The sequence below is a fragment of the Streptomyces sp. SCSIO 30461 genome (assembly GCF_037023745.1).
Lineage (GTDB): Bacteria > Actinomycetota > Actinomycetes > Streptomycetales > Streptomycetaceae > Streptomyces.
Genome location: NZ_CP146101.1, coordinates 2310508 through 2329952, shown reverse-complemented (window position 1 = coordinate 2329952; position 19445 = coordinate 2310508). Strand labels below are relative to the sequence as shown.

15 protein-coding genes are annotated in these 19445 nt (G+C 71.2%); all 15 read left to right on the top strand.

What is annotated here, in order from left to right:
- The first annotated feature begins 3 nt into the window (after positions 1–3).
- The 15 genes from asnB to rfbC are packed head-to-tail and all read left to right on the top strand — an operon-like array spanning position 4 to position 19444.
- On the top strand, positions 4–1932 hold the full coding sequence (gene asnB / locus V1460_RS10460) for an asparagine synthase (glutamine-hydrolyzing) (RefSeq protein WP_338673474.1): 1929 nt from the start codon (positions 4–6) through the stop codon (positions 1930–1932).
- Between the two features lie 17 nt (positions 1933–1949).
- Positions 1950–4136 (top strand): bi-domain-containing oxidoreductase, encoded by a 2187-nt coding sequence (locus V1460_RS10455; protein WP_338673473.1) that lies wholly within the window; start codon positions 1950–1952, stop codon positions 4134–4136.
- Positions 4133–6166, top strand: coding sequence for an alginate lyase family protein (locus tag V1460_RS10450; protein WP_338673472.1), 2034 nt, complete (start codon positions 4133–4135; stop codon positions 6164–6166). The genes V1460_RS10455 and V1460_RS10450 overlap by 4 nt, the downstream gene beginning before the upstream one ends.
- A gap of 8 nt (positions 6167–6174) precedes the next feature.
- Positions 6175–7695: a right-handed parallel beta-helix repeat-containing protein gene (locus tag V1460_RS10445; protein ID WP_338673471.1), complete on the top strand. Its 1521-nt coding sequence runs from the start codon at positions 6175–6177 to the stop codon at positions 7693–7695.
- 1 nt (position 7696) lies between these two features.
- A complete protein-coding gene (locus tag V1460_RS10440; protein ID WP_338673470.1) occupies positions 7697–8956 on the top strand; it encodes an O-antigen ligase domain-containing protein in 1260 nt (419 codons plus the stop codon).
- 2 nt (positions 8957–8958) lie between these two features.
- A complete protein-coding gene (locus tag V1460_RS10435) occupies positions 8959–10230 on the top strand; it encodes a glycosyltransferase (RefSeq protein WP_338673469.1) in 1272 nt (423 codons plus the stop codon).
- Positions 10230–11465: a class I SAM-dependent methyltransferase gene (locus V1460_RS10430; protein ID WP_338673468.1), complete on the top strand. Its 1236-nt coding sequence runs from the start codon at positions 10230–10232 to the stop codon at positions 11463–11465. The genes V1460_RS10435 and V1460_RS10430 overlap by 1 nt, the downstream gene beginning before the upstream one ends.
- Complete coding sequence (locus tag V1460_RS10425; protein WP_338673467.1) at positions 11462–12289, top strand: glucose-1-phosphate cytidylyltransferase; 828 nt, start codon at positions 11462–11464, stop codon at positions 12287–12289. Before V1460_RS10430 ends, V1460_RS10425 begins: the two co-directional genes overlap by 4 nt.
- The gene (locus V1460_RS10420; RefSeq protein WP_338673466.1) at positions 12286–12933 is read left to right on the top strand and encodes a PIG-L deacetylase family protein; all 648 of its coding nucleotides are present in this window, start codon (positions 12286–12288) and stop codon (positions 12931–12933) included. Before V1460_RS10425 ends, V1460_RS10420 begins: the two co-directional genes overlap by 4 nt.
- A 48-nt stretch (positions 12934–12981) precedes the next feature.
- The gene (locus V1460_RS10415) at positions 12982–14127 is read left to right on the top strand and encodes an NAD-dependent epimerase/dehydratase family protein (protein WP_407077603.1); all 1146 of its coding nucleotides are present in this window, start codon (positions 12982–12984) and stop codon (positions 14125–14127) included.
- Positions 14115–15398, top strand: coding sequence for a DUF4910 domain-containing protein (locus V1460_RS10410; RefSeq protein ID WP_338673464.1), 1284 nt, complete (start codon positions 14115–14117; stop codon positions 15396–15398). Before V1460_RS10415 ends, V1460_RS10410 begins: the two co-directional genes overlap by 13 nt.
- 5 nt (positions 15399–15403) lie before the next feature.
- Positions 15404–16714: a hypothetical protein gene (locus tag V1460_RS10405; protein ID WP_338673463.1), complete on the top strand. Its 1311-nt coding sequence runs from the start codon at positions 15404–15406 to the stop codon at positions 16712–16714.
- Positions 16711–17667 (top strand): glycosyltransferase family 2 protein, encoded by a 957-nt coding sequence (locus V1460_RS10400; protein ID WP_338673462.1) that lies wholly within the window; start codon positions 16711–16713, stop codon positions 17665–17667. Before V1460_RS10405 ends, V1460_RS10400 begins: the two co-directional genes overlap by 4 nt.
- Positions 17664–18896 (top strand): polysaccharide pyruvyl transferase family protein, encoded by a 1233-nt coding sequence (locus tag V1460_RS10395; RefSeq protein ID WP_338673461.1) that lies wholly within the window; start codon positions 17664–17666, stop codon positions 18894–18896. Before V1460_RS10400 ends, V1460_RS10395 begins: the two co-directional genes overlap by 4 nt.
- The gene (rfbC, locus tag V1460_RS10390; protein ID WP_338673460.1) at positions 18893–19444 is read left to right on the top strand and encodes a dTDP-4-dehydrorhamnose 3,5-epimerase; all 552 of its coding nucleotides are present in this window, start codon (positions 18893–18895) and stop codon (positions 19442–19444) included. Before V1460_RS10395 ends, rfbC begins: the two co-directional genes overlap by 4 nt.
- The last annotated feature ends 1 nt before the right edge of the window (position 19445 follow it).

Here is a 19445-nt window from a genome sequence, read left to right as displayed (position 1 = left end):
GACATGTGTGGCATCGCAGGCACATACCGGTGGCCGGACGGAAAGGCCGCGGCCGACCGGCTCACCGACACCCTCGCCCACCGCGGTCCGGACGGGGCGGGCCGTTACAGCCACCCCGTGGGCGACGGCGAAGTGCACCTCGGGCACCGCCGACTGGCCATCATCGACCTTTCCGAGACCGGCGCCCAGCCGATGGTCTCGGGCGGCCTGGCGCTGACGTACAACGGCGAGCTGTACAACGCGCCGGAGCTGCGTGCCGAATTGGCAGCCGCCGGGGTGCGCTTCCGCGGTACGTCCGACACCGAGGTGCTGCTGGAGGCCTGGCGGCGCTGGGGCACGGACTGCTTACCCAGGCTGCGTGGCATGTTCGCGTTCGGGATCTTCGACGAGCGAACCGGCGAACTGGTGCTCGCCCGCGACCAACTCGGCATCAAGCCGCTCTTCCTGCTCCGGCGCGGCGAAGGTCTGGTGTTCGCGTCCGAGCTCAAGGCCCTCGCCGCCGTGACCGGCGGGACGCTGCGGGTGGACCATGCGGCGCTGGTGGCCTCGCTGCTCTACTACTGGGTTCCGGACTCACGGTGCGCGTACCGCGAAGCGGAGAAACTGCCGCCCGGGAGCTGGCTCCGCTGCCGACCCGACGGCCGGGTCGAGCGCGGCCGGTTCTGGCACCTCAGGGAGGTCGCCGCCGAGGCACGGGAACGGGCCCGTTGCGGCGAGCAGCCGGATGTCGCCGCCGCCGTCGAGGAGTCGGCCCGGCGCCACCTGCTCGCCGACGTACCCGTGGCGACCTTCCTCTCCGGCGGCCTCGACTCCAGCTATCTGACCGCGCTGGCGGCCCGTGACCGACCCGGGATTTCCGCCTACACGATCGGGTTCCGCGCCGAGGACGCCAGATTCGAGGCGATGCCCGACGACCTGCGCTACGCCCGGCGGGTGGCCGAGCGTTTCGGAGTCGACCTGCGTGAGATCGAGATAGCCCCGAACGTGCTCGACCTCCTGCCGCAGATGACGTACCACCTGGACGAGCCGATCGGCGACCCCGCCGCGATCAACACCTTCCTGATCTGCTCGGCCGCCCGGGAGGCCGGGGTGAAGGTGATGCTCTCGGGGATGGGGGCCGACGAGCTGTTCGCCGGATACCGCAAGCACCTGGCCAATCTGATCGCGCTGCGCTACCAGCGCGTCCCGCGGCCCCTGCGACGCGGTCTGTCCAGCGCCGTGGACCGACTGCCGGTCGCCACGGCCCGCCGGGGGTACCGGTCGGTGCGGTTCGCGAAGCGGTTCCTCTCCTTCGCCGATCTGCCGGAGGAGGCCGCGTTCCGGCGCAGCTACACCATGTACGACCGGGACGAGCTGCTCGCCCTGGTCGATCCGGACCTGGCCGGGACGGTCGACGACGTGCTGACCGAGCACGCGGACATCTACCAGGACAACGACCTCGACGACTTCGTCAACCGCATGTGCCTGGGCGACGCCCGGATGTTCCTGCCGGGTCTGAACCTCGCCTACACGGACCGGTCGAGCATGGCGGCGTCGACCGAGGTGCGGGTGCCGTACGTGGACGTCGAGGTGGTCAAGGCGGCCTTCGCCGTGCCCGGTGACCGCAAGATCACCGGGCGGCAGGGCAAGGCCGTCCTCAAGGAGGCGGCGCTCTCGGTCCTGCCAAGGGAGATCGTGTACCGGCCCAAGGGCCTGTTCAGCGCACCGCTGCGCGCCTGGATGAGCCGGGATCTGGCACCGCTGGTGCGCGAAGTGGTGCACGACGGTGTGCTCGTCGGTTCCGGGCTGCTGCGCCGTGACGCGCTGGCGCGCATGGCCGCCGAGGACGCCGCCGGGCAGCGGGACTTCTCCAAGCATCTGTGGCACGTGCTGACCCTCGAGTACTGGTACCGCGGCGCGACCTCCGGGTCCGGCCGGAACACTGCGGCATAGAAACAAGGGGACTTCGGGTGAAACAGGTCGTACAGAACTACAAGAGCGGCGAGCTGGCGGTGCTCGACGTGCCGGTGCCCGGGTGCAAGCCGGGGGGTGTGCTGGTCCGCAGCGCCTATTCGCTGATATCCACCGGTACCGAGCTCATGAAGGTCTCCGAGGCCGGTATGTCGATGCTGGGCAAGGCCCGGTCCCGGCCGGACCAGGTGGCCAAGGTGGTCCAGAGCGTGGCCACCAACGGGGTGCCCGCCACCTACCGCAAGGTGATGGGCAAGCTGGACTCCTACACCCCGCTGGGCTACTCGCTGTGCGGCGTGGTCGAGCAGGTCGGCAGCGGCGTGGACGATGTGAAGGTCGGCGACCTCGTGGCCTGCGCCGGCAATGAACACGCCCTGCATGCCGAGCTGAACTGGGTGCCCAGGAACCTCTACGCCCCGGTCCCGGACGGTCTGGCGCCGCGGCATGCGGCCTTCGGCACCGTCGGGTCGATCGCTTTGCAGGGCGTCCGCCAGGGCGAGCCGCAGCTCGGCGAAGTGGCACTGGTCATCGGCCTCGGGCTGATCGGGCAGCTGGTGGTGCAGCTGCTGACCGCATCGGGGGTTCGCGTCGTCGGGGCCGACCCGGACCCGGTGCGCTGCGGGCTCGCCGAGGATCTGGGCGCGGTGGCCTGCGGCGACCCCGGCTCCACGGCCGTGGAGAACGCCGTCGCCGAACTGACCGGCGGGCACGGCGTGGATCAGGTGTACCTGGCCGCCGGCGGCAGCAGCAACCAGCCCGTCGAGCTGGCCGCGCGGCTCTGCCGGGACCGGGGAAGGGTCGTCGACATCGGCAAGTGCCGTCTGGACCTACCGTGGAACGCGTACTACGAGAAGGAGCTCGATGTCCGCTTCTCACGCTCGTACGGTCCCGGACGCTACGACCCGGAGTACGAACTCGAGGGCCGGGACTATCCGATCGGCTATGTGCGCTGGACCGAACGCCGCAACCTGGCGTGCTTCCTCGACCTGGTCGCCCGTGGCCGCGTCGACGTGGAGCCCCTGGTCTCCCACATCGCCGACTTCGATGACGCCGTCGAGACGTACCGGCGCCTGAAGGACGGCGACCTGAAGGCCGTGGCGGTGCTGTTCCGGTACCCGGAAGAGGCGGGTGAGACCCAGGCCCCCGCGGTGGCCGTGCCCGCGGTACGGCGCGGCAGCCGAGTCGCGGCCCCGGCCGGGTCCGCCAGGCAGCCGGTGCGGCTGGCGTTCGTCGGCGCCGGGAACTACGCGACGTCGATGCTGCTGCCGCACCTGGCGGGGCGTGACGGTGTCGAGTTGTCCACGGTCGTCACCACGACGGCGCTGTCCGCGGCCAACGCGAAGCGGAAGTTCGGATTCGGCGGTGCGACCACCGATCTCGACGCCGTGCTCGGCGACGAGTCCGTCGACGCGGTGTTCGTGGTCACCCGCCACAGCTCGCACGCCGAACTGACCCGAAGGGCGCTGCTGGCCGGCAAGGCGGTCTTCGTGGAGAAGCCGTTGGCACTCACCGAGGGCGAGTTGGCCGACGTGCTCACGGCGGTGGAGGAGTCCGGAAACGACCGGCTGCAGGTGGGCTTCAACCGCAGGTTCGCGCCGCTGCTGCAGGAGGCCAGGAAGCGGTTCGGCGACCGGACCGGGCCGGCTAGCGTCCGCTACCTGATCAACGCCGGCCGACTGGAGCACGGCAGCTGGTACCTCAGGCAGAACACCGAGGGCTCGCGGTTCGCCGGTGAGGGCGGGCACTTCATCGACACGGCGAGCTGGCTGCTCGACGCCGACCCGGTCTCGGTGTACGCGGTCGCCGCGTCCGGCGGCGAGGACCTCCAGGTCGTGCTGAGCTATCCGGACGGGTCCACCGCCACCATCAGCTACGTCACCAGCGGTGCGCCCGGCTTCCCCAAGGAGACCCTGGATCTGGTCGCGGACGGCAAGGTGCTGCGGCTCGACGACTTCGTCCGTGCCTCTGTCCACGACGGCCGCCGCAGGCGGTGGGTCAGTTCGCGTCTTCCCAAGGCGCGGGACAAGGGCCAGTCCGCCGAGCTGGCCGCGTTCGTCAAGGCGGTGCGGACCGGCGGGGCGATGCCGGTGCCGCTGGAATCGATCGCCGCCACCACCGCGGCCACCCTCGCCGTGCGGGCCGGGCTGGCCGGCGGGGCGCCGGTGACGTTGGGCAGGGCGCGATGAGTGTGAGCGCCGGGAGTCCGGGCTGGTACCTGCGGCGGCTGTCCCGGATGGGACCGCTGGAGGTCGGCGGCCGGGTGGCCGACGCGGTGCGCAGGCGGCGGTGGCGGTCGGCGCCCCCGGACGGCCCGAATGTGACCGGCGCCCGGTTCACCGCGCCGCTGCCCGCAGGGGCGATCGCCGCGGTGCCACCGGACGCCGCGAAACGTCTCATCGCCGATGCGGACCGCCTGATGGCGGGGCACGCCGAGTACTTCGGGGTGGAGCGCGACGACCTGACCGACCCGGACTGGTCGTACGACCCGAAGACCGGGCGCCGGGCGCCGGGCGGCTACGCCTTCGACGTGCCGTACCGCGACGAGGAGACGGTCGGGGACATCAAGCAGATCTGGGAGCTGTCCCGGCACCAGTACCTCACCGTGCTCGCCGCCGCATACGCGGTGAGCGGGGACGAGCGGTACGCCGAGCGAGTGGCCGAGCACCTGCGGTCCTGGTGGGCGGCAAACGCGCCGCTGCGCGGAGTGCACTGGACCAGCGGCATCGAGCTGGGGATCCGGCTGCTGTCCTGGGTGTGGATCCGCCGACTGCTCGACGGCTGGCCGGGCGCGGCCGGGCTGTTCGAGGAGAACCCGGCGGCACTCCACCAGATCTGGCACCACCAGCGCTGGCTCGCCGCCTTCCCCAGCCGGGGATCGTCGGCGAACAACCATGTCATCGCCGAGGTCGCCGGACAGTTCGCGGCGGCCTGCGCGTTCGGGTGGTTCCCCGCGTCGGCGCGCTGGCGGGCCGACGCGCTGCGGTCGCTGGAGCGGCATCTGCGCGGTAACACCTTCGGCTCCGGACTCAACCGCGAGCTCGCCACCGAGTACCACGGCCTGGTGCTGGAGCTCGGCCTGGCCGCGCTGGCCGAGGCGGATGCCACCGGTGTGCCGGTCCCCGCGCCGGTCCGGCTGGTACTGCTGCGGATGACCGACGCGCTCGCTGCCATCGTGGACAACCGGCTGCGACCACCGCGCCAGGGGGACGCGGACGACGGGCACGGTCTGGTCGTGGACGGAGCGGGCACCGACCGCTGGGGCTCGCTGCTGGCCACCGGGGACGCCGTGTTCGGACGGCTCGACTGGTGGCCGGCCGTGACCGGCACCGATGTGCGCACCCCGTTGCTGACCGCGCTCATCCGGCCGTACGCCGACAGCGGCACCGCACCGGCCGTGTCCCGCCCGGCGAGCCGACCGGCCCACTTCGCCGACGCGGGCATGACCATCCTGCGCGGTCCGGAGGAGATCTGGTGCCGCTGCGACGGCGGTCCGCACGGCTTCCTGTCCATCGCCGCGCACGCCCACGCCGACGCACTGTCCGTGGAGGTCCGGCACGACGGGGTCGATGTGCTCGCCGACCCGGGGACGTTCTGCTACCACGGGCAGCCCGAATGGCGGCGGTACTTCCGTTCCACTCTCGGTCACAACACCCTGCAGTTGGACGGCGGTGACCAGTCCGTCTCCGGCGGCCCGTTCCTGTGGACCCGGCATGCCCGCAGCCGTGTCGTGGTCGCGGACCCATCCGGCACCGCAGACGGGGGAACGGTCCGCTGGTGTGCCGAGCACGACGGCTACCAGCACTCCGTGCACCGTCGACGAGTGGAACTGAGCTCTTCCGCAGGCGAGTTGAGGGTGGTTGACGAGGTGCGCGGCCCGCACCGGACCGTGCGTCTGGCATTCCACCTCGGCCCGGCGATCACCGCGGACCTGAAGGGCAGCCGGGCAGTGCTCACCTGGACCAGGGACGGCGATGTCCGCTCCGCGGAACTCGATCTCCCCGAGGAGCTGCGCTGGCGGGCGCATCGCGGCGAGAGCGATCCCCCACTGGGCTGGTACTCCTCCGGCTTCGGGCGCAAGGAACCCGCCACAACGCTGGTCGGCACCTGTTTCGCCGACGGCTCCGGGCTGTCGGCGGAGTTCACCACCGTGCTCAGGTTCGGCGGCACGGTCCTTTCGTTCGGATCAGCCCGGCAAGATCCAGACGAAAGGCGCTAGGGGGACGCGTGGGGATCAAGTGGCGGCACTGGGCGGTGTCCGCGGCAGCGCTGGCGCTGACCCTCCCGGCGGCGACCGGCTGTGAGAGCACGCCGGACACGCGGCCGACGCCGACCGCCGCGCCGTCCACGTCCGTGCCCCGGGTGTGCGCCGACCCCGCTGCCGGGCCGGCGAAGGCTCCGGCAGGGGCGGTCACGGTCGATCCCGCGGTGGCAGGTGACCTGGCCGCGAAGACCAAGAGCAGTCCCCCGAACACCACGTTCTGGCTGCGGCCGGGAAAGCACAGGCTCGCGTCGGACCGCTACGCCCAGGTCATCCCCAAGGAGGGGAACAGCTACCTCGGCGCGCCGGGCGCGGTGCTCGACGGCCGGAAGACCAACCAGTACGCGTTCGGCGGCACCGCCCGCGACGTCACCATCCGCTACCTGACCGTGCAGGGATTCGTCGCACCGCACGACGAGGGCGTGGTCAACCACGACTCGGCCGACGGTTGGCTGATCGAGCACGCGACGATCCAGAACAACTCCGGCGCCGGGCTGATGGCCGGTGCGGGCCAGCAGGTCCGCGCCAGCTGCCTGCGCGGCAACGGCCAGTACGGCATGAACGCGTACAAGGCGGGGGGCACCATCAGCGGCCTGGTCGTCGAGGGCAACGAGATCACGGGCAACAACAGGGACGACTGGGAGCGGCGGCGGCCTGGTTGCGGCTGCACCGGTGGCGTCAAGTTCTGGGCCGTCAACGGCGCGGACGTACGCGGCAACTGGGTGCACGACAACCGCGGGGCCGGCTTGTGGGCTGACACCAACAACAACGACTTCCGCATCGAGGACAATGTGCTCGAAGCCAACGACGGTGCCGCGCTGATCTACGAGACCAGCTACAACGCGGTCATCCGGAAGAACACGATCCGGCGGAACAACTGGGTCGAGGGGCGCAGGCACGCCGACAGCGGCGACAACTTCCCGTTCGCGACGGTCTACCTGTCCGAGTCCGGGGGCGAACCACGGATCCGGGCCCGCACGGACAAGATCGAGATCTATCGGAACGTGCTGGAGGACAACTGGTCCGGGATCACCCTGTGGGAGAACGCCGACCGGTTCTGCAACAGTCCGGCCAACGCCTCGTCCGGTCAGTGCACATTGCTGGTGAAGGACACCCGCCGCTGCGCACAACCGGCGATCGCCACCGCACCGCTGTACGCCGACTGCCGGTGGAAGACCCAGCGGGTGGACATCCACAGCAACCGCTTCGTACTGGACAAGTCCGTCGTCCTCTGCACGGTCAAATGCGACCGGATGGCGGTGCTGGCCAACTACGGCACCTATCCGGACTGGTCGCCCTACCAGGGCGAGCGGGTGGCCGACGCGATCACCCGCGAGCAGCACAACCGGTGGCACGACAACGTCTACCTCGGGCCATGGAAGTTCGTCGCCCACGACCCGAGCCGGATACTCGACCCGGGGCAGTGGCAGGCCGCGCCGTACCAGCAGGACGCGGGCAGCACCTTCCGCGCACGGGAAGGTGGTTGAGATGGCCACCGACCATGTCGACCACACCGACCACACGTCCCACACATCCAAGGCCGTAGGTGCGGCCTGGGGTCTGCTGATCCTCAACACACTCGGCTCCGCCGGGGCGAAGACCATCGTCCCGCTGCCCCGCTCCCTCATCCAGATGGTCACCATGGGCGCGCTGGTGGCGGCGTTCGCGCTGGCACTCGCGGTCAATCTCCGGCTGCGCATCCGGCCGAGCGCCTTCGTGTTCCTGCTCACCCTGCTACTGGTGCCGAGCGTGTTGGCCAGCGCGAACCTGGAGTCCGGGTTCGGTGCGCTGTTCCGCTGCGCCCGGCTGGCGCTCTTCGTCGGCACACTGTGGCTGCTCAGCCGGTGGTGGGACGGCGGCCTGACATTCGTCCGACACCACATCCGGGTCTACTTCGTGGTACTCGGATCGGTGGCCGCCGGAGCGGCAGTCTCCCCTGGCGCCGCCATGCCCGAGCTCTACGGCGGACGGCTGGTCGGCGCGTTGTGGCCACTCACCCCGCCGCAGATCGGACAGTACGCCGCGGTGATCACCGGGCTTGCCGTGCTGCTCCTCCTGGGCCGCCGGACCAGCGGGGGCAGTGCCGCGCTGGTCATCGTGCCCGCACTCGTCCTGCTCGCGCTGACCCACACCCGGACGGCCACACTCGGACTGCTCATCGGACTGACGCTGGCGATCGGCTCGCTCATCCTGACCAGCGCCGCCGCCCGCCGGTTCTTCGCCTGGGCGGTGCTGTGCACCGCGGTGGCCGCGGTGGGGTTCGGCTCCGCGCTGCAGGCATGGTTCCTGCGCGGGCAGAGCCAGGAGCACTTCACCAGCCTCACCGGGCGGGCCAAGGTATGGGACGCCCTGCTGGCAGCACCCCGGACGACCTCGGAATACCTGTTCGGCGCGGGACTTGGCGACAAGTCGTTCGGGGGGCTGCCGATCGACAACAGCTGGCTGGCGGTCTACCACGAGCAGGGCGTGACCGGGGTCGCCCTGGTGGCGGCGATCATCATCGTGCTGGGAGGCGTGGCGCTGCTGCGGCCGCCATCGCTGTCGAGGGCCTGCGCGATCTTCCTGATCAGCTACTGCGCGATCGCGTCGTACACCGAGGCCGGGCTGGGCGACGCCTCGCCGTATCTGCTGCATCTGGCCGTGGCCGCCTCACTGCTGGCGGCACCCGCCACGCGCGGGCCCCTCCCGGCGCCCGTACTCCCCCGACAACGCGGCCCGCGAAGGGCCCGGAGAGCGGAGGTGATCTGAGCATGCATGTCTTCGTGGTGCACAACCGCTACGCATCGGCGCAGCCGAGCGGAGAGAACAACGTCGTCGACCAGGAGGTGGCGCTGCTACGCGGAGCCGGCCACCAGGTCGAGTCGTTCGAGCGACGCAGCGACGACATCGCCGCCCGGTCCCTGCTGGGCAAGGCCGCGGTGGCGCTGACGGTGCCGTGGAACCCGGCGGTCCGTGCGGAGCTCGCCGCGCGGCTTCGCACCGAACGGCCGGACGTGGTGCACGTCCACAACGTCTTCCCGCTCCTGTCACCGGCGGTGCTGGCGGCCTGCGCCGACGCGGGCGTGCCCGCCGTCGCCACACTGCACAACTACACCCAGATCTGCCCGCCCGGCACGCTGCAGCGGGGCGGCCGGCCGTGCACCCAGTGTGTCGGGGCCGCGCCGCTCCCCGCCGTCCGGCACGGCTGCTACCGGGACTCCCGGCTGGCGACGGTGCCGCTCGCGGTCAGCCTGTCGGTCAACCGGAGGCGATGGTGGTCCGGCGTGGAGCGGTTCTTCTGCATCTCCGCCGCACAGCGCGACGTCCTGGTGCGGGCCGGCATGCCGCCCGAGCGGCTTGCGGTGAAGCACAACTTCGTACCCGACCCGGACGACCGCCGATCGGGCGCCGGCGAGCATCTGCTCTATCTCGGCAGGCTCGCCGAGGCGAAGGGCGTGCGGCTGCTCATGGCCGCGTGGGAGGAGATCGCCGCCGGCGGCGGTGTGGGCGTGCCGCTCGTGGTCGCCGGAACGGGTCCGCTGGAGGGCGAGGTCGCCGCCTGGGCTGCCGGCCGGGACGACGTGCGGTACGTCGGTCTGTACGACCAGGACGAGTGCCGTAAGGCCATCGCGCGGTCGGTCGCCGTGGTGGCTCCTTCGACCTGGCTGGAGGCTTTCGGCCTGGTGGTCGTGGAGGCGATGGCGGCGGGGGTCCCGGCGGTAGCCGCCGGTCACGGCGCCTTCGTCGAACTGGTCGAGGACGGTGTGACCGGGCTGCTCCACCGGCCGGGCGATCCCGCATCACTCGCGGCCTGCCTGCGCCGGATCACGGCCGAGTCGGCCCGCAACCGGGAGATGGGCCGGGCGGCCCGGCGCCGTTACGAGCAGGACTTCAGCCCGGACGTCGGGCTGAAGCGCCTGGTGGATGGGTACCGCACCGCGATCGCGGGTCGGTCAGGCGGCGGGGACAGCCCGTCGCCGTCAAGGGAAAGAAGCACTGGCTCGTCGCGGGGGAACCCGGGCGAGCGGGATGGGGGCAGTTGATGACACGATGCCGACTCTGCGGCTCGGCGGCGCTGGCGAGCGTGGTCGATCTGGGGGCGACCCCGCCGTGTGAGAGCTTCCTCGCAGCGGACGAACTGGACCGACCCGAGCCCACGTACCCACTGCATCTGCGGGTCTGCACCGACTGCTGGCTCGCGCAGCTCCCTCCGCTGATCACTCCGGAGGAGACGTTCAGCGAATACGCCTACTTCTCCTCCTACTCGACCTCCTGGGTGGAGCACGCACGCACATTCGTCGCCGACGCCGTACAACGGCTGGGTCTCGGCACCGACGCCTTCGTGGTCGAGGTCGCGAGCAACGACGGGTACCTGCTGAGGCATGTGGTGGACCGGGGGATCCGCTGCCTGGGCATCGAGCCGTCGGTGAACGTCGGCGCCGCGGCGCGGGACGCCAGTGTGCCCACGCTCACGGAGTTCCTGTCCCCGGACACCGGCTCGGCCGTCCGCGCCGAACACGGCCCGGCGGACCTGGTCGTGGCCAACAACGTGTATGCGCACATCCCCGACGTGGTCGGGTTCACCCGGGGGCTGCGCGCTCTGGTAGCCGACGACGGCTGGGTCTCCATCGAGGTGCAGCACCTGCTGACCCTGATCGAGGAGAACCAGTACGACACGATCTACCACGAGCACTTCCAGTACTACACCGTCGCGTCCGCGATCCGGGCGCTGGAGAGCGGCGGACTCACGCTCGTGGACGTCGAGTCGCTCCCGACACACGGCGGATCCATCAGGCTGTGGGCCCGGCCTGCCGAGTCGGCCGGCAAGCCGAGTCGCAGGGTCGCCGACGTGCTGGACCGGGAGAAGTCCGCAGGGCTGCGGGAGCTCTCCGGGTACACCGAGTTCTCCGCCCGGGTGGCCACGGTGCGCCGGGACCTGCTGCGGTTCCTCATCGAGGCGGCCGAGCGCGGTGAGTCGGTCGTCGGCTACGGGGCACCGGGCAAGGGCAACACCCTGCTCAACCACTGCGGCATCCGGCCCGACCTGCTCCCTTACACGGTCGACCGCAACCCCTACAAGCACGGCAGGTTCACCCCCGGCACCCGCATCCCGATCCTGCCGCCCGAGCAGATAGCCGCCGACAGGCCGGACTACGTCCTCGTCCTCCCGTGGAACCTGCGGGACGAACTGGTCGAGCAGCTGTCCTTCATGCACGCCTGGGGCGGTCGACTGGTGTTTCCCATACCGGAACTGAGCATTGTCGAGGTCAAGCCATGAAGGTCGTACTGTTCTGCGGCGGCTACGGGCTGCGTATGCGCAGCGGGTCGTCCGACGACATGCCCAAGCCGATGGCGATGGTCGGCCCGCGGCCGCTGATCTGGCACGTCATGCGCTACTACGCGTCCTTCGGGCACACGGAGTTCATCCTGTGCCTCGGATACGGGGCCCACCACATCAAGGACTTCTTCCTCAACTACGAGGAGACCACGTCCAACGACTTCGTACTGCGGGGCGGGCGGACCGAGTTGCTGTCCACCGACATCGCCTCCTGGACGATCACGTTCGTGCAGACCGGCATCGAGTCGCCGATCGGGGAGCGGCTGCGCCGGGTGCGCCACCACCTGGACGGCGACGAGATGTTCCTCGCCAACTACGCCGACGTGCTCACCGACGCCCCACTGCCGGAGATGATCGACCGGTTCGCCCGGCGCGACGCCGGGGCATCGATGATGGTGGTGCCGCCGCAGTCCTCCTTCCACTGCGTGGACCTGGGCGATGACGGTCTGGTGGGGGGCATCACCGCGGTCAGCGACATGCCGCTCTGGGAGAACGGCGGCTACTTCGTGCTCCGTCAGGAGGTCTTCGACCACATCCCGGAGAACGGGGACCTGGTCGCCGATGGATGCGCCCAACTGGCCAAGCGAGGAAGGCTGGTGGCGTACCAGCACCGCGGCTTCTGGAAGCCGACCGACACCGTGAAGGAGCGCGCCGCCCTCGACGACGCCTACGCCCGCGGCGACCGTCCGTGGGCGGTGTGGGAACGGGACGGCGCGGCGGCGAGCGCCGTGGCCGGCGGGGACGCCTTCGGAGCGAGGGCGTGATCCGGCTCGGGGCCGGGTCCCTGGACCGGCTCGTCGCGGTGGGCGCACACTGCGACGACATCGCCATCGGAGCCGGCGGCACGCTGCTGACGCTGTGCCTCGCGCGGCCCGGCATCCGCATCGACGTCCTGGTGCTCTCAGGCGGTGGCAGTGCTCGGGAGCAGGAGGAGCGGGCCGCGCTCGCCGCCTTCTGCCCGGGTGCCGATCTGCGGCTGACCGTGCTCAAACTGCCGGACGGTCGGCTCCCCGCGCACTGGGAGGAGGCCAAGGCCGCTGTCGAGGAGCTGCGCGCCGGGACAGAGCCGGAACTCGTGCTGGCACCGCGCACCGATGACGCGCACCAGGACCACCGCGGCCTGGCGAAACTGATGACCACCGCATTCCGCGACCATCTCGTGCTCGGCTACGAGATCGTCAAGTGGGACGGCGATCTCGGCCGTCCGGCGGCATACCAGCCGTTGTCGCCGGAGATCGCCGAGCAGAAGGTGCGGCTGCTGCAGGAGCACTACCCCTCGCAACGGCACCGGCCATGGTACGACCGGGAGGCCTTCATCGGCCTCGCCCGAATCCGCGGAATCGAATGCCACACGCGCTACGCCGAGGCGTTCGCCGTCGCCAAACTCACGCTCAATCTGGGGGGATGAACCTTGCGCGTACTACTGACCGGGCACCAGGGCTACCTGGGCTCCGTGATGGCCCCGGTACTGACCGCCGCCGGGCACGAGGTCGTCGGTCTCGACGCCGGCCTGTTCGCCGACTGCGTCCTCGGGCCCGCGCCTGTGGATCCTCCCCCAATCGGCGCCGGCGCGCCTATGGGCGGTACCCCCACCCCAATCGGCGCCGGCGCGCCTATGGGCGGTACCCCCACCCCAATCGGCGCCGGCGCGCCTATGGGCGGTACCCCCACCCCAATCGGCGCCGGCGCGCCTATGGGCGGTACCCCCACGGGGCATCGGGTGGACCTGCGCGACATCACGGCCGAACACGTGGCCGGGGTGGACGCCGTGATCCACCTCGCGGCGCTGTCCAACGACCCGCTCGGATCGCTGGCGCCGGAGCTGACCTATGACATCAACCACCACGCATCCGTGCGGTTGGCCCGGCTGGCCCGCGACGCCGGAGTGCGGCGCTTCCTGTACGCGTCGACCTGCTCGGTGTACGGCGCCGCCGGCGGCGGTGACTCGGCGGACCTGGTGTCCGAGGACGCCCCGCTGCGCCCGGTGACGCCCTACGCGGAGTCCAAGGTGCGGGTGGAGGACGACCTGCACGCCCTGGCCGACGGCGACTTCAGCCCGGTCTACATGCGCAACGCCACCGCTTTCGGCTACTCCCCCCGGCTGCGCGCCGACATCGTGCTGAACAACCTGGTGGGCCACGCGCTCCTGTCCGGTGAGGTGCTGGTGCTCTCCGACGGCACGCCCTGGCGCCCGCTGGTACACGCCGCGGACATCGCGAAGGCCTTCACCGCCGCGCTGACCGCGCCGCGGGATTCGGTGCACGACCGGGCGTTCAACATCGGCAGCGAGGTCAACAACGTCACCGTCGCCGAGATCGCCGAGCAGGTCGCCGACGCGGTGTCCGGCTCGAAGGTGGTGATCACCGGGGAGACCGGCGCCGACCCCCGGTCGTATCGGGTGGACTTCTCCCGGTTCCGAGCCGCGGTGCCCGGCTTCGACTGCGAGTGGACCGTCAAGCAGGGCGCGCTCGAACTCGCCGACGCCTACCGGAAATACGGGCTGACCTCGGAGGACTTCGAACGGCGCTTCACCCGGCTTGCCGTGCTGCGCGCGGCGTCCGAGGCGGGCACGGTCGACGGCACCCTGCGGTGGCGCCGATGACCGCGGTCGGCGCGCAGATGTACACGCTGGTGGAACGGCTGTACCCGTTGTGCCGGAGCATCACCGGCGACGGCGTGCGCGCCACCCTGGAAATCGTCGGCGAGCACATTCCTCTGCGGGTGCACGAGGTGCCGACCGGGACTCGGGTGCTCGACTGGACGGTGCCGCAGGAGTGGAACATCCGGGACGCGTACATCGCCGACAGCTCAGGTCACCGGGTCGTCGACTTCGCCGCATCCAGCCTGCACGTACTCGGCTACAGCGTGCCGGTGTCGGCGACCATGCCGCTGGCCGAGCTGCGCGGGCATCTGCACACCCTGCCGGACCACCCGGCCTGGGTGCCGTACCGCACCAGCTACTACGAGCCGGAATGGGGGTTCTGCCTGGCCCAGGAGACCTTGGACGCGCTGCCGGACGGCGAGTACGAGGTGCGCGTCGACTCCACGCTCTCCGACGGCCACCTCACCTACGCCGAGCACGTGGTGCCCGGGCAGGTCGCCGACGAGGTGATCGTCTCCTGCCATGTCTGCCACCCCTCGCTGGCCAACGACAACCTGGCCGGCATCGCGGTTGCGACGTTCCTGGCGCGTTCGCTGGCGAAGCGGAGGCCGTACTACACCTACCGTTTCCTGTTCGCGCCCGGCACCATCGGGGCGATCACCTGGCTGGCCCGCAACGCGGAGCGGATGGACCGGGTCAAGCACGGGCTGGTGCTGGCCTGCGCCGGCGACTCGGGCCAACTGACGTACAAGCAGAGCAGACGTGGCGACGCGGAGATCGACCGGGTGCTGCGGCATGTGCTGGCCGCCTCCGAACGCCCGCACCGTATAGCCGAGTTCACTCCGTACGGCTACGACGAACGGCAGTTCTGCTCACCCGGGTTCGATCTCGGCGTGGGCTCGCTCAGCCGGACCCCGTATGCCGGCTACCCCGAATACCACACCTCGGCGGACAACCTGGACTTCGTGTCCCCCGAGGCGATGGCGGACACGCTCGCCCTATGCCGCGAGGCGTTCGCCGTGCTGGACCGCAACCGGCGGTTCGTCAACCTCAGCCCCTACGGCGAACCGCAGTTGGGCCGACGTGGTCTGTACGACTCGCTCGGCGGACGGAGCGACGCCAAGCAGGCCCAGATGGCCATGCTCTGGGTGCTCAGCCTCTCCGACGGCGACCACAGTCTGCTGGAAGTCGCCGAGCGGTCGGGGCTGCCGTTCGACACCGTCGCCGACGCGGCCGACGCCTTGCACGGCGCCGGGCTGGTCAAGGCCTGACGCCGATGACCACCGAGCGGGAGAAGGCGAGGGCATCGGCGGCCCCGGCCGGGCACACCCGGCGGGCCGCCAAGCGGGCCGTGTTCGGCCGGTTGTCCTGGGGGCTGGCCGACCAGGCTGCCTCCAGCATGACCAACTTCGCGGTGGGGATCTATGTGGCCCGCTCGCTCGGGCCGGCCGCGTTCGGTGTGTTCAGCCTGGCCTGGGTGACCTACGGAGTGGTGCTCAGCGTCTCCCGCGGGCTGGCCACCGACCCGCTCGTGGTGCGCTTCAGTGGCGTGCCGGACGGCTCCTGGCGCGGGGCGGTGGCCCGGTCGTCGGGTACCGCACTCGGTGTCGGTGCCGTCATCGGCGCCGTGTGCCTGGTCAGCGGACCGGCTCTCGGCGGCAGTGTGGGACCCGCGTTCACCTGCCTCGGCGTCATCCTGCCCGGGCTGCTGCTGCAGGACGCCTGGCGGTACTCGTTCTTCGCCGCCGGCACCGGGCGAAAGGCGTTCGTCAACGACGTCGTGTGGGGCCTCGCCCTCGTCCCGGCCATGGTGGTGGCCGCCCGGGCGGGCAGCGTGGCCGCCTTCGTGCTCGCCTGGGGCGCATCCGCCGCGGTGGCCGCGGTGTACGGCTGCTTCCAGTCAGGGATCCGGCCCCACCCGACCGGAGCGCGCGAGTGGGTTCGCGAGCACAGCGACCTGGGCTACCGCTATCTGGTCGAGAACACCTGTGTCAGTGGCGCCGGCCAACTGCGGGCGTACGGGCTCGGCGCGCTCGTCGGGGTCAGCGCGGTGGGGGTGGTCCGAGGCGCCGAGCTGCTGCTCGGGCCGTTCCTCGCCGTGCTGATGGGGCTGTCCCTGGTCACCGTCGCGGAGGCGGCACGGGTGGTCCGGCACACCCCGCACCGGCTGGGCGCCTTCTGCCTCCTGCTGGGCGGCGCGCAGGCCGCCGCCGCGCTGCTCTGGGGGGCGGCGCTGCTGCTGGTGCCGGACCGGTTCGGGGAGTTCGCACTCGGCGGCGTCTGGCACTCCGCCTCGGAACTCATCGTGCCGGCCACGCTCGGCGTCGCGGGCGCCGGACTCGGTACCGGCGCGGCGGCGGGGCTGCGCGCGCTCGGCGCGGCCCGGCGCAGCCTGCGCTGCCAACTGATCGCCTCCGCCTGCTATGTCGGCGGTGGACTCGGCGGGGCGGCCGTGGCAGGCACGGTCGGCTCGGCGTGGGGCGTCGCCGCCGCGACCCTCTGCGGCTCGGCCGTGTGGTGGCTGCACCTGCGGTCCGCCGTACGCGAGCACCACCGCAACCCGATCCATGAAGTGAGGACGCCATGACTGCCTCTCGCCGTATACCCCGGCTGAGCATCGGTCTGCCCGTGTACAACGGCGAGGAGTACCTCGCCGAGGCGCTCGACGCCCTTCTCGGACAGACCTACGAGGACTTCGAGCTGGTCATCTCGGACAACGCCTCGAACGACGGGACCCAGGACATCTGCCGCGGGTACGCCGGGAAGGACTCGCGCATCCGGTACATCCGGCTGCCTCGGAACATCGGCGCCGCGCCGAACCACAACTACGTGTTCACCGAATGCCGCGGCGAACTGTTCAAGTGGGCCTCGCACGACGACCTCTACGCCCGGGACCTGCTGCGTCGCTGCGTTCAGGCGTTGGACGAGCGGCCGGACGTGGTCCTCGCCCACTCGGGACAGGCCGTCATCGACGGCACCGGCCAGGTGAAGGTCCCGTACGACTACGGGCTCGCGACCGACTCGCCGCACGCCCCGGAGCGCTTCCGCAGTCTGCTGTTCGAGCCCGGCGGCGACGACTTCTACGGAGTGATGCGGGCGGACATGCTGCGCCGGGTGCAGCCCCACGGCAGCTACCACCACGCGGACCGCACATTCGTCGCCGAGATCACCCTGCACGGGCCCTTCCACCAGGTGCCGGAGCTGCTGTACTTCCGCCGCGACCACCCCACCCGCGCCGAGCGGGCGAACCCTTCCAAGCGCTCCCGCTGCGTCAACCTGGACCCGCGCCGGGCAGGCCCGCTGCACCCGACGCCCCGGCTGCTCGCCGAGTACGTCTGGGGCTTCGTCGCGGCGATCCGGCGGGCGCCGCTGTCCCCCGCCGACCGGCGCGCCTGCCATCGCCACCTGGCCGCGTGGATGACCAGCCGGGTCAGGCCGGGCGCCGGCGAGCGGGTCGAGGACCGCGCACCGGTCGACCCGGCCCGGCTCGCCGTCTCCGTCGACGCTCTCGTCGCCGGCCGTGAGGGGAGGCGGGCTTGACCTCAACGGACCGAAACCCGGTTCGCGTCGGGCTGTTCGGCCTGCTCGGCTCCGGCAACCTCGGCAACGACGGGTCGCTCGAAGCCGTGCTCGGATACCTGCGCGCCGAGCACCCTGAGGCGGTCGTGGACGCTCTGTGCGGGGGACCCGAGGTCGTCGCGGCCCGGTACGGGATACCCGCGAGGCGGCTGCACTGGTATCGAGGGGAATACCGGACCGCGTCGCGTGCGGGCGCGATCGCGGCGAAGGGTCTGGGCAAACTCGCCGACGTCGTCCGCACCGCCGCCTGGGTGCGCCGGCACGACGTGGTGATCGTGCCGGGCATGGGCGTCCTGGAGGCAACGCTTCCGCTACGGCCGTGGGGCTTCCCGTACTCGCTGTTCCTGCTGTGCGCGACAGGGCGGCTGATGCGCACCCGGGTGGCGCTGGTCGGCGTCGGCGCCGATGCGATCGGCAACCGGCCGACCCGGATCCTGGTGCGCTGGTCGGCTCGGCTGGCCGCCTACCGGTCGTACCGGGACGCGCTGTCCCGCGACGCGATGCGGGCGATGGGCGTGGACACCGCGCGCGACGAGATCTACCCGGATCTGGCGTTCGCCCTGCCGGCGCTTCCGGCGAGCGCGCCCTCGCGTCCGTCGGGTCTGGTCTGCGTCGGAGTGATGGACTTCCACGGCGGCGACGACGACCGCGCCAGGGCCGATGAGATCCACCGGCGCTACCTCGAAGGGACGATCCGCTTCGTCCGCGCGCTGGTCGGGGACGGCAGGCCGGTCCGGCTGCTCACCGGCGACGAGGTCGATGTGCCGGTGGTCGAGGCGATCCTCGACGCGGTGGACTCACCGCTGGTCACCGCTGCCGGGGCGTCCTCGCTGACCGACCTGATGAAGGAGACGGCGGCCGCCGACACCGTGGTGGCGACCCGCTACCACAACCTGGTCTGCGCGCTGAAGGTCGGTACGCCCACGCTCGCGCTCAGCTATGCGGCGAAGAGCGACGCGCTCATGGACCGGATGGGGCTCGCCGCTTACTGCCACCCGGCTCGCGAGGTCGACGCCGAGCGGCTGCTCGTCCAGTTCCGGGAGCTGGAGCGTGGATCGGCGGAACTGCGGCTGACCCTCTCCGAGCGGAACCTGACCGCCACCCGGTGTCTGGAGCAGCAGTTCACCGCCTTGACCACGGCGCTGTTCCCGGCGACGGGACACACCCGTGAAGTGAGGGAGACTCCATGAAAGCGACCGAAGTCCCGGCGATCGCCGGCGCATATCTGTTCGAGCCGGCGCCGTACGCAGACGAACGCGGCTTCTTCTGCCGCACCTTCGACGCCGATGTGGTCCGCTCGGTCGGCCTCGACCCCGGCGCCTTCGTCCAGGACAGCGTGTCCCGCTCGGTCCGTGGCGTACTGCGCGGACTGCACCTGCGTTCCGGCGCCGGTGAGGCCAAGCTGGTGCGGTGCTCGTACGGGAGGATCTTCGACGTCGTCGTGGATCTGCGGACGGACTCGCCGACCTACCGCAATGTCGCCTCCTTCGAGCTGTCCGGCGACACGCAGACGACCCTTTACGTCCCGGCGGGGTGCGCGCACGGCTTCCAGGCGCTGACCGAGACCGCCGACACCTCGTACCGGATCGACCGCCCGCACGATCCGGCCGAGGACGTGACGATCGCCTTCGACGACCCGGAGCTCGCCGTCCCCTGGCCGCTGCCGGTCACATCGATGTCCCGGCGGGACCGGGAGGCGCCGAGCCTCGCCGCGGTACTGAAGCAAGAAGAAGGGTGAA

Excerpts from the sequence above, each read along its gene's own strand:
- asnB (WP_338673474.1), top strand. The coding sequence starts at position 4 with ATGTGTGGCATCGCAGGCACATACCGGTGGCCGGACGGAAAGGCCGCG.
- V1460_RS10450 (WP_338673472.1), top strand. The coding sequence starts at position 4,133 with ATGAGTGTGAGCGCCGGGAGTCCGGGCTGGTACCTGCGGCGGCTGTCC.
- V1460_RS10440 (WP_338673470.1), top strand. The coding sequence starts at position 7,697 with ATGGCCACCGACCATGTCGACCACACCGACCACACGTCCCACACATCC.
- V1460_RS10435 (WP_338673469.1), top strand. The coding sequence starts at position 8,959 with ATGCATGTCTTCGTGGTGCACAACCGCTACGCATCGGCGCAGCCGAGC.
- V1460_RS10430 (WP_338673468.1), top strand. The coding sequence starts at position 10,230 with ATGACACGATGCCGACTCTGCGGCTCGGCGGCGCTGGCGAGCGTGGTC.
- V1460_RS10425 (WP_338673467.1), top strand. The coding sequence starts at position 11,462 with ATGAAGGTCGTACTGTTCTGCGGCGGCTACGGGCTGCGTATGCGCAGC.
- V1460_RS10415 (WP_407077603.1), top strand. The coding sequence starts at position 12,982 with ATGGCCCCGGTACTGACCGCCGCCGGGCACGAGGTCGTCGGTCTCGAC.
- V1460_RS10405 (WP_338673463.1), top strand. The coding sequence starts at position 15,404 with ATGACCACCGAGCGGGAGAAGGCGAGGGCATCGGCGGCCCCGGCCGGG.
- V1460_RS10400 (WP_338673462.1), top strand. The coding sequence starts at position 16,711 with ATGACTGCCTCTCGCCGTATACCCCGGCTGAGCATCGGTCTGCCCGTG.
- rfbC (WP_338673460.1), top strand. The coding sequence starts at position 18,893 with ATGAAAGCGACCGAAGTCCCGGCGATCGCCGGCGCATATCTGTTCGAG.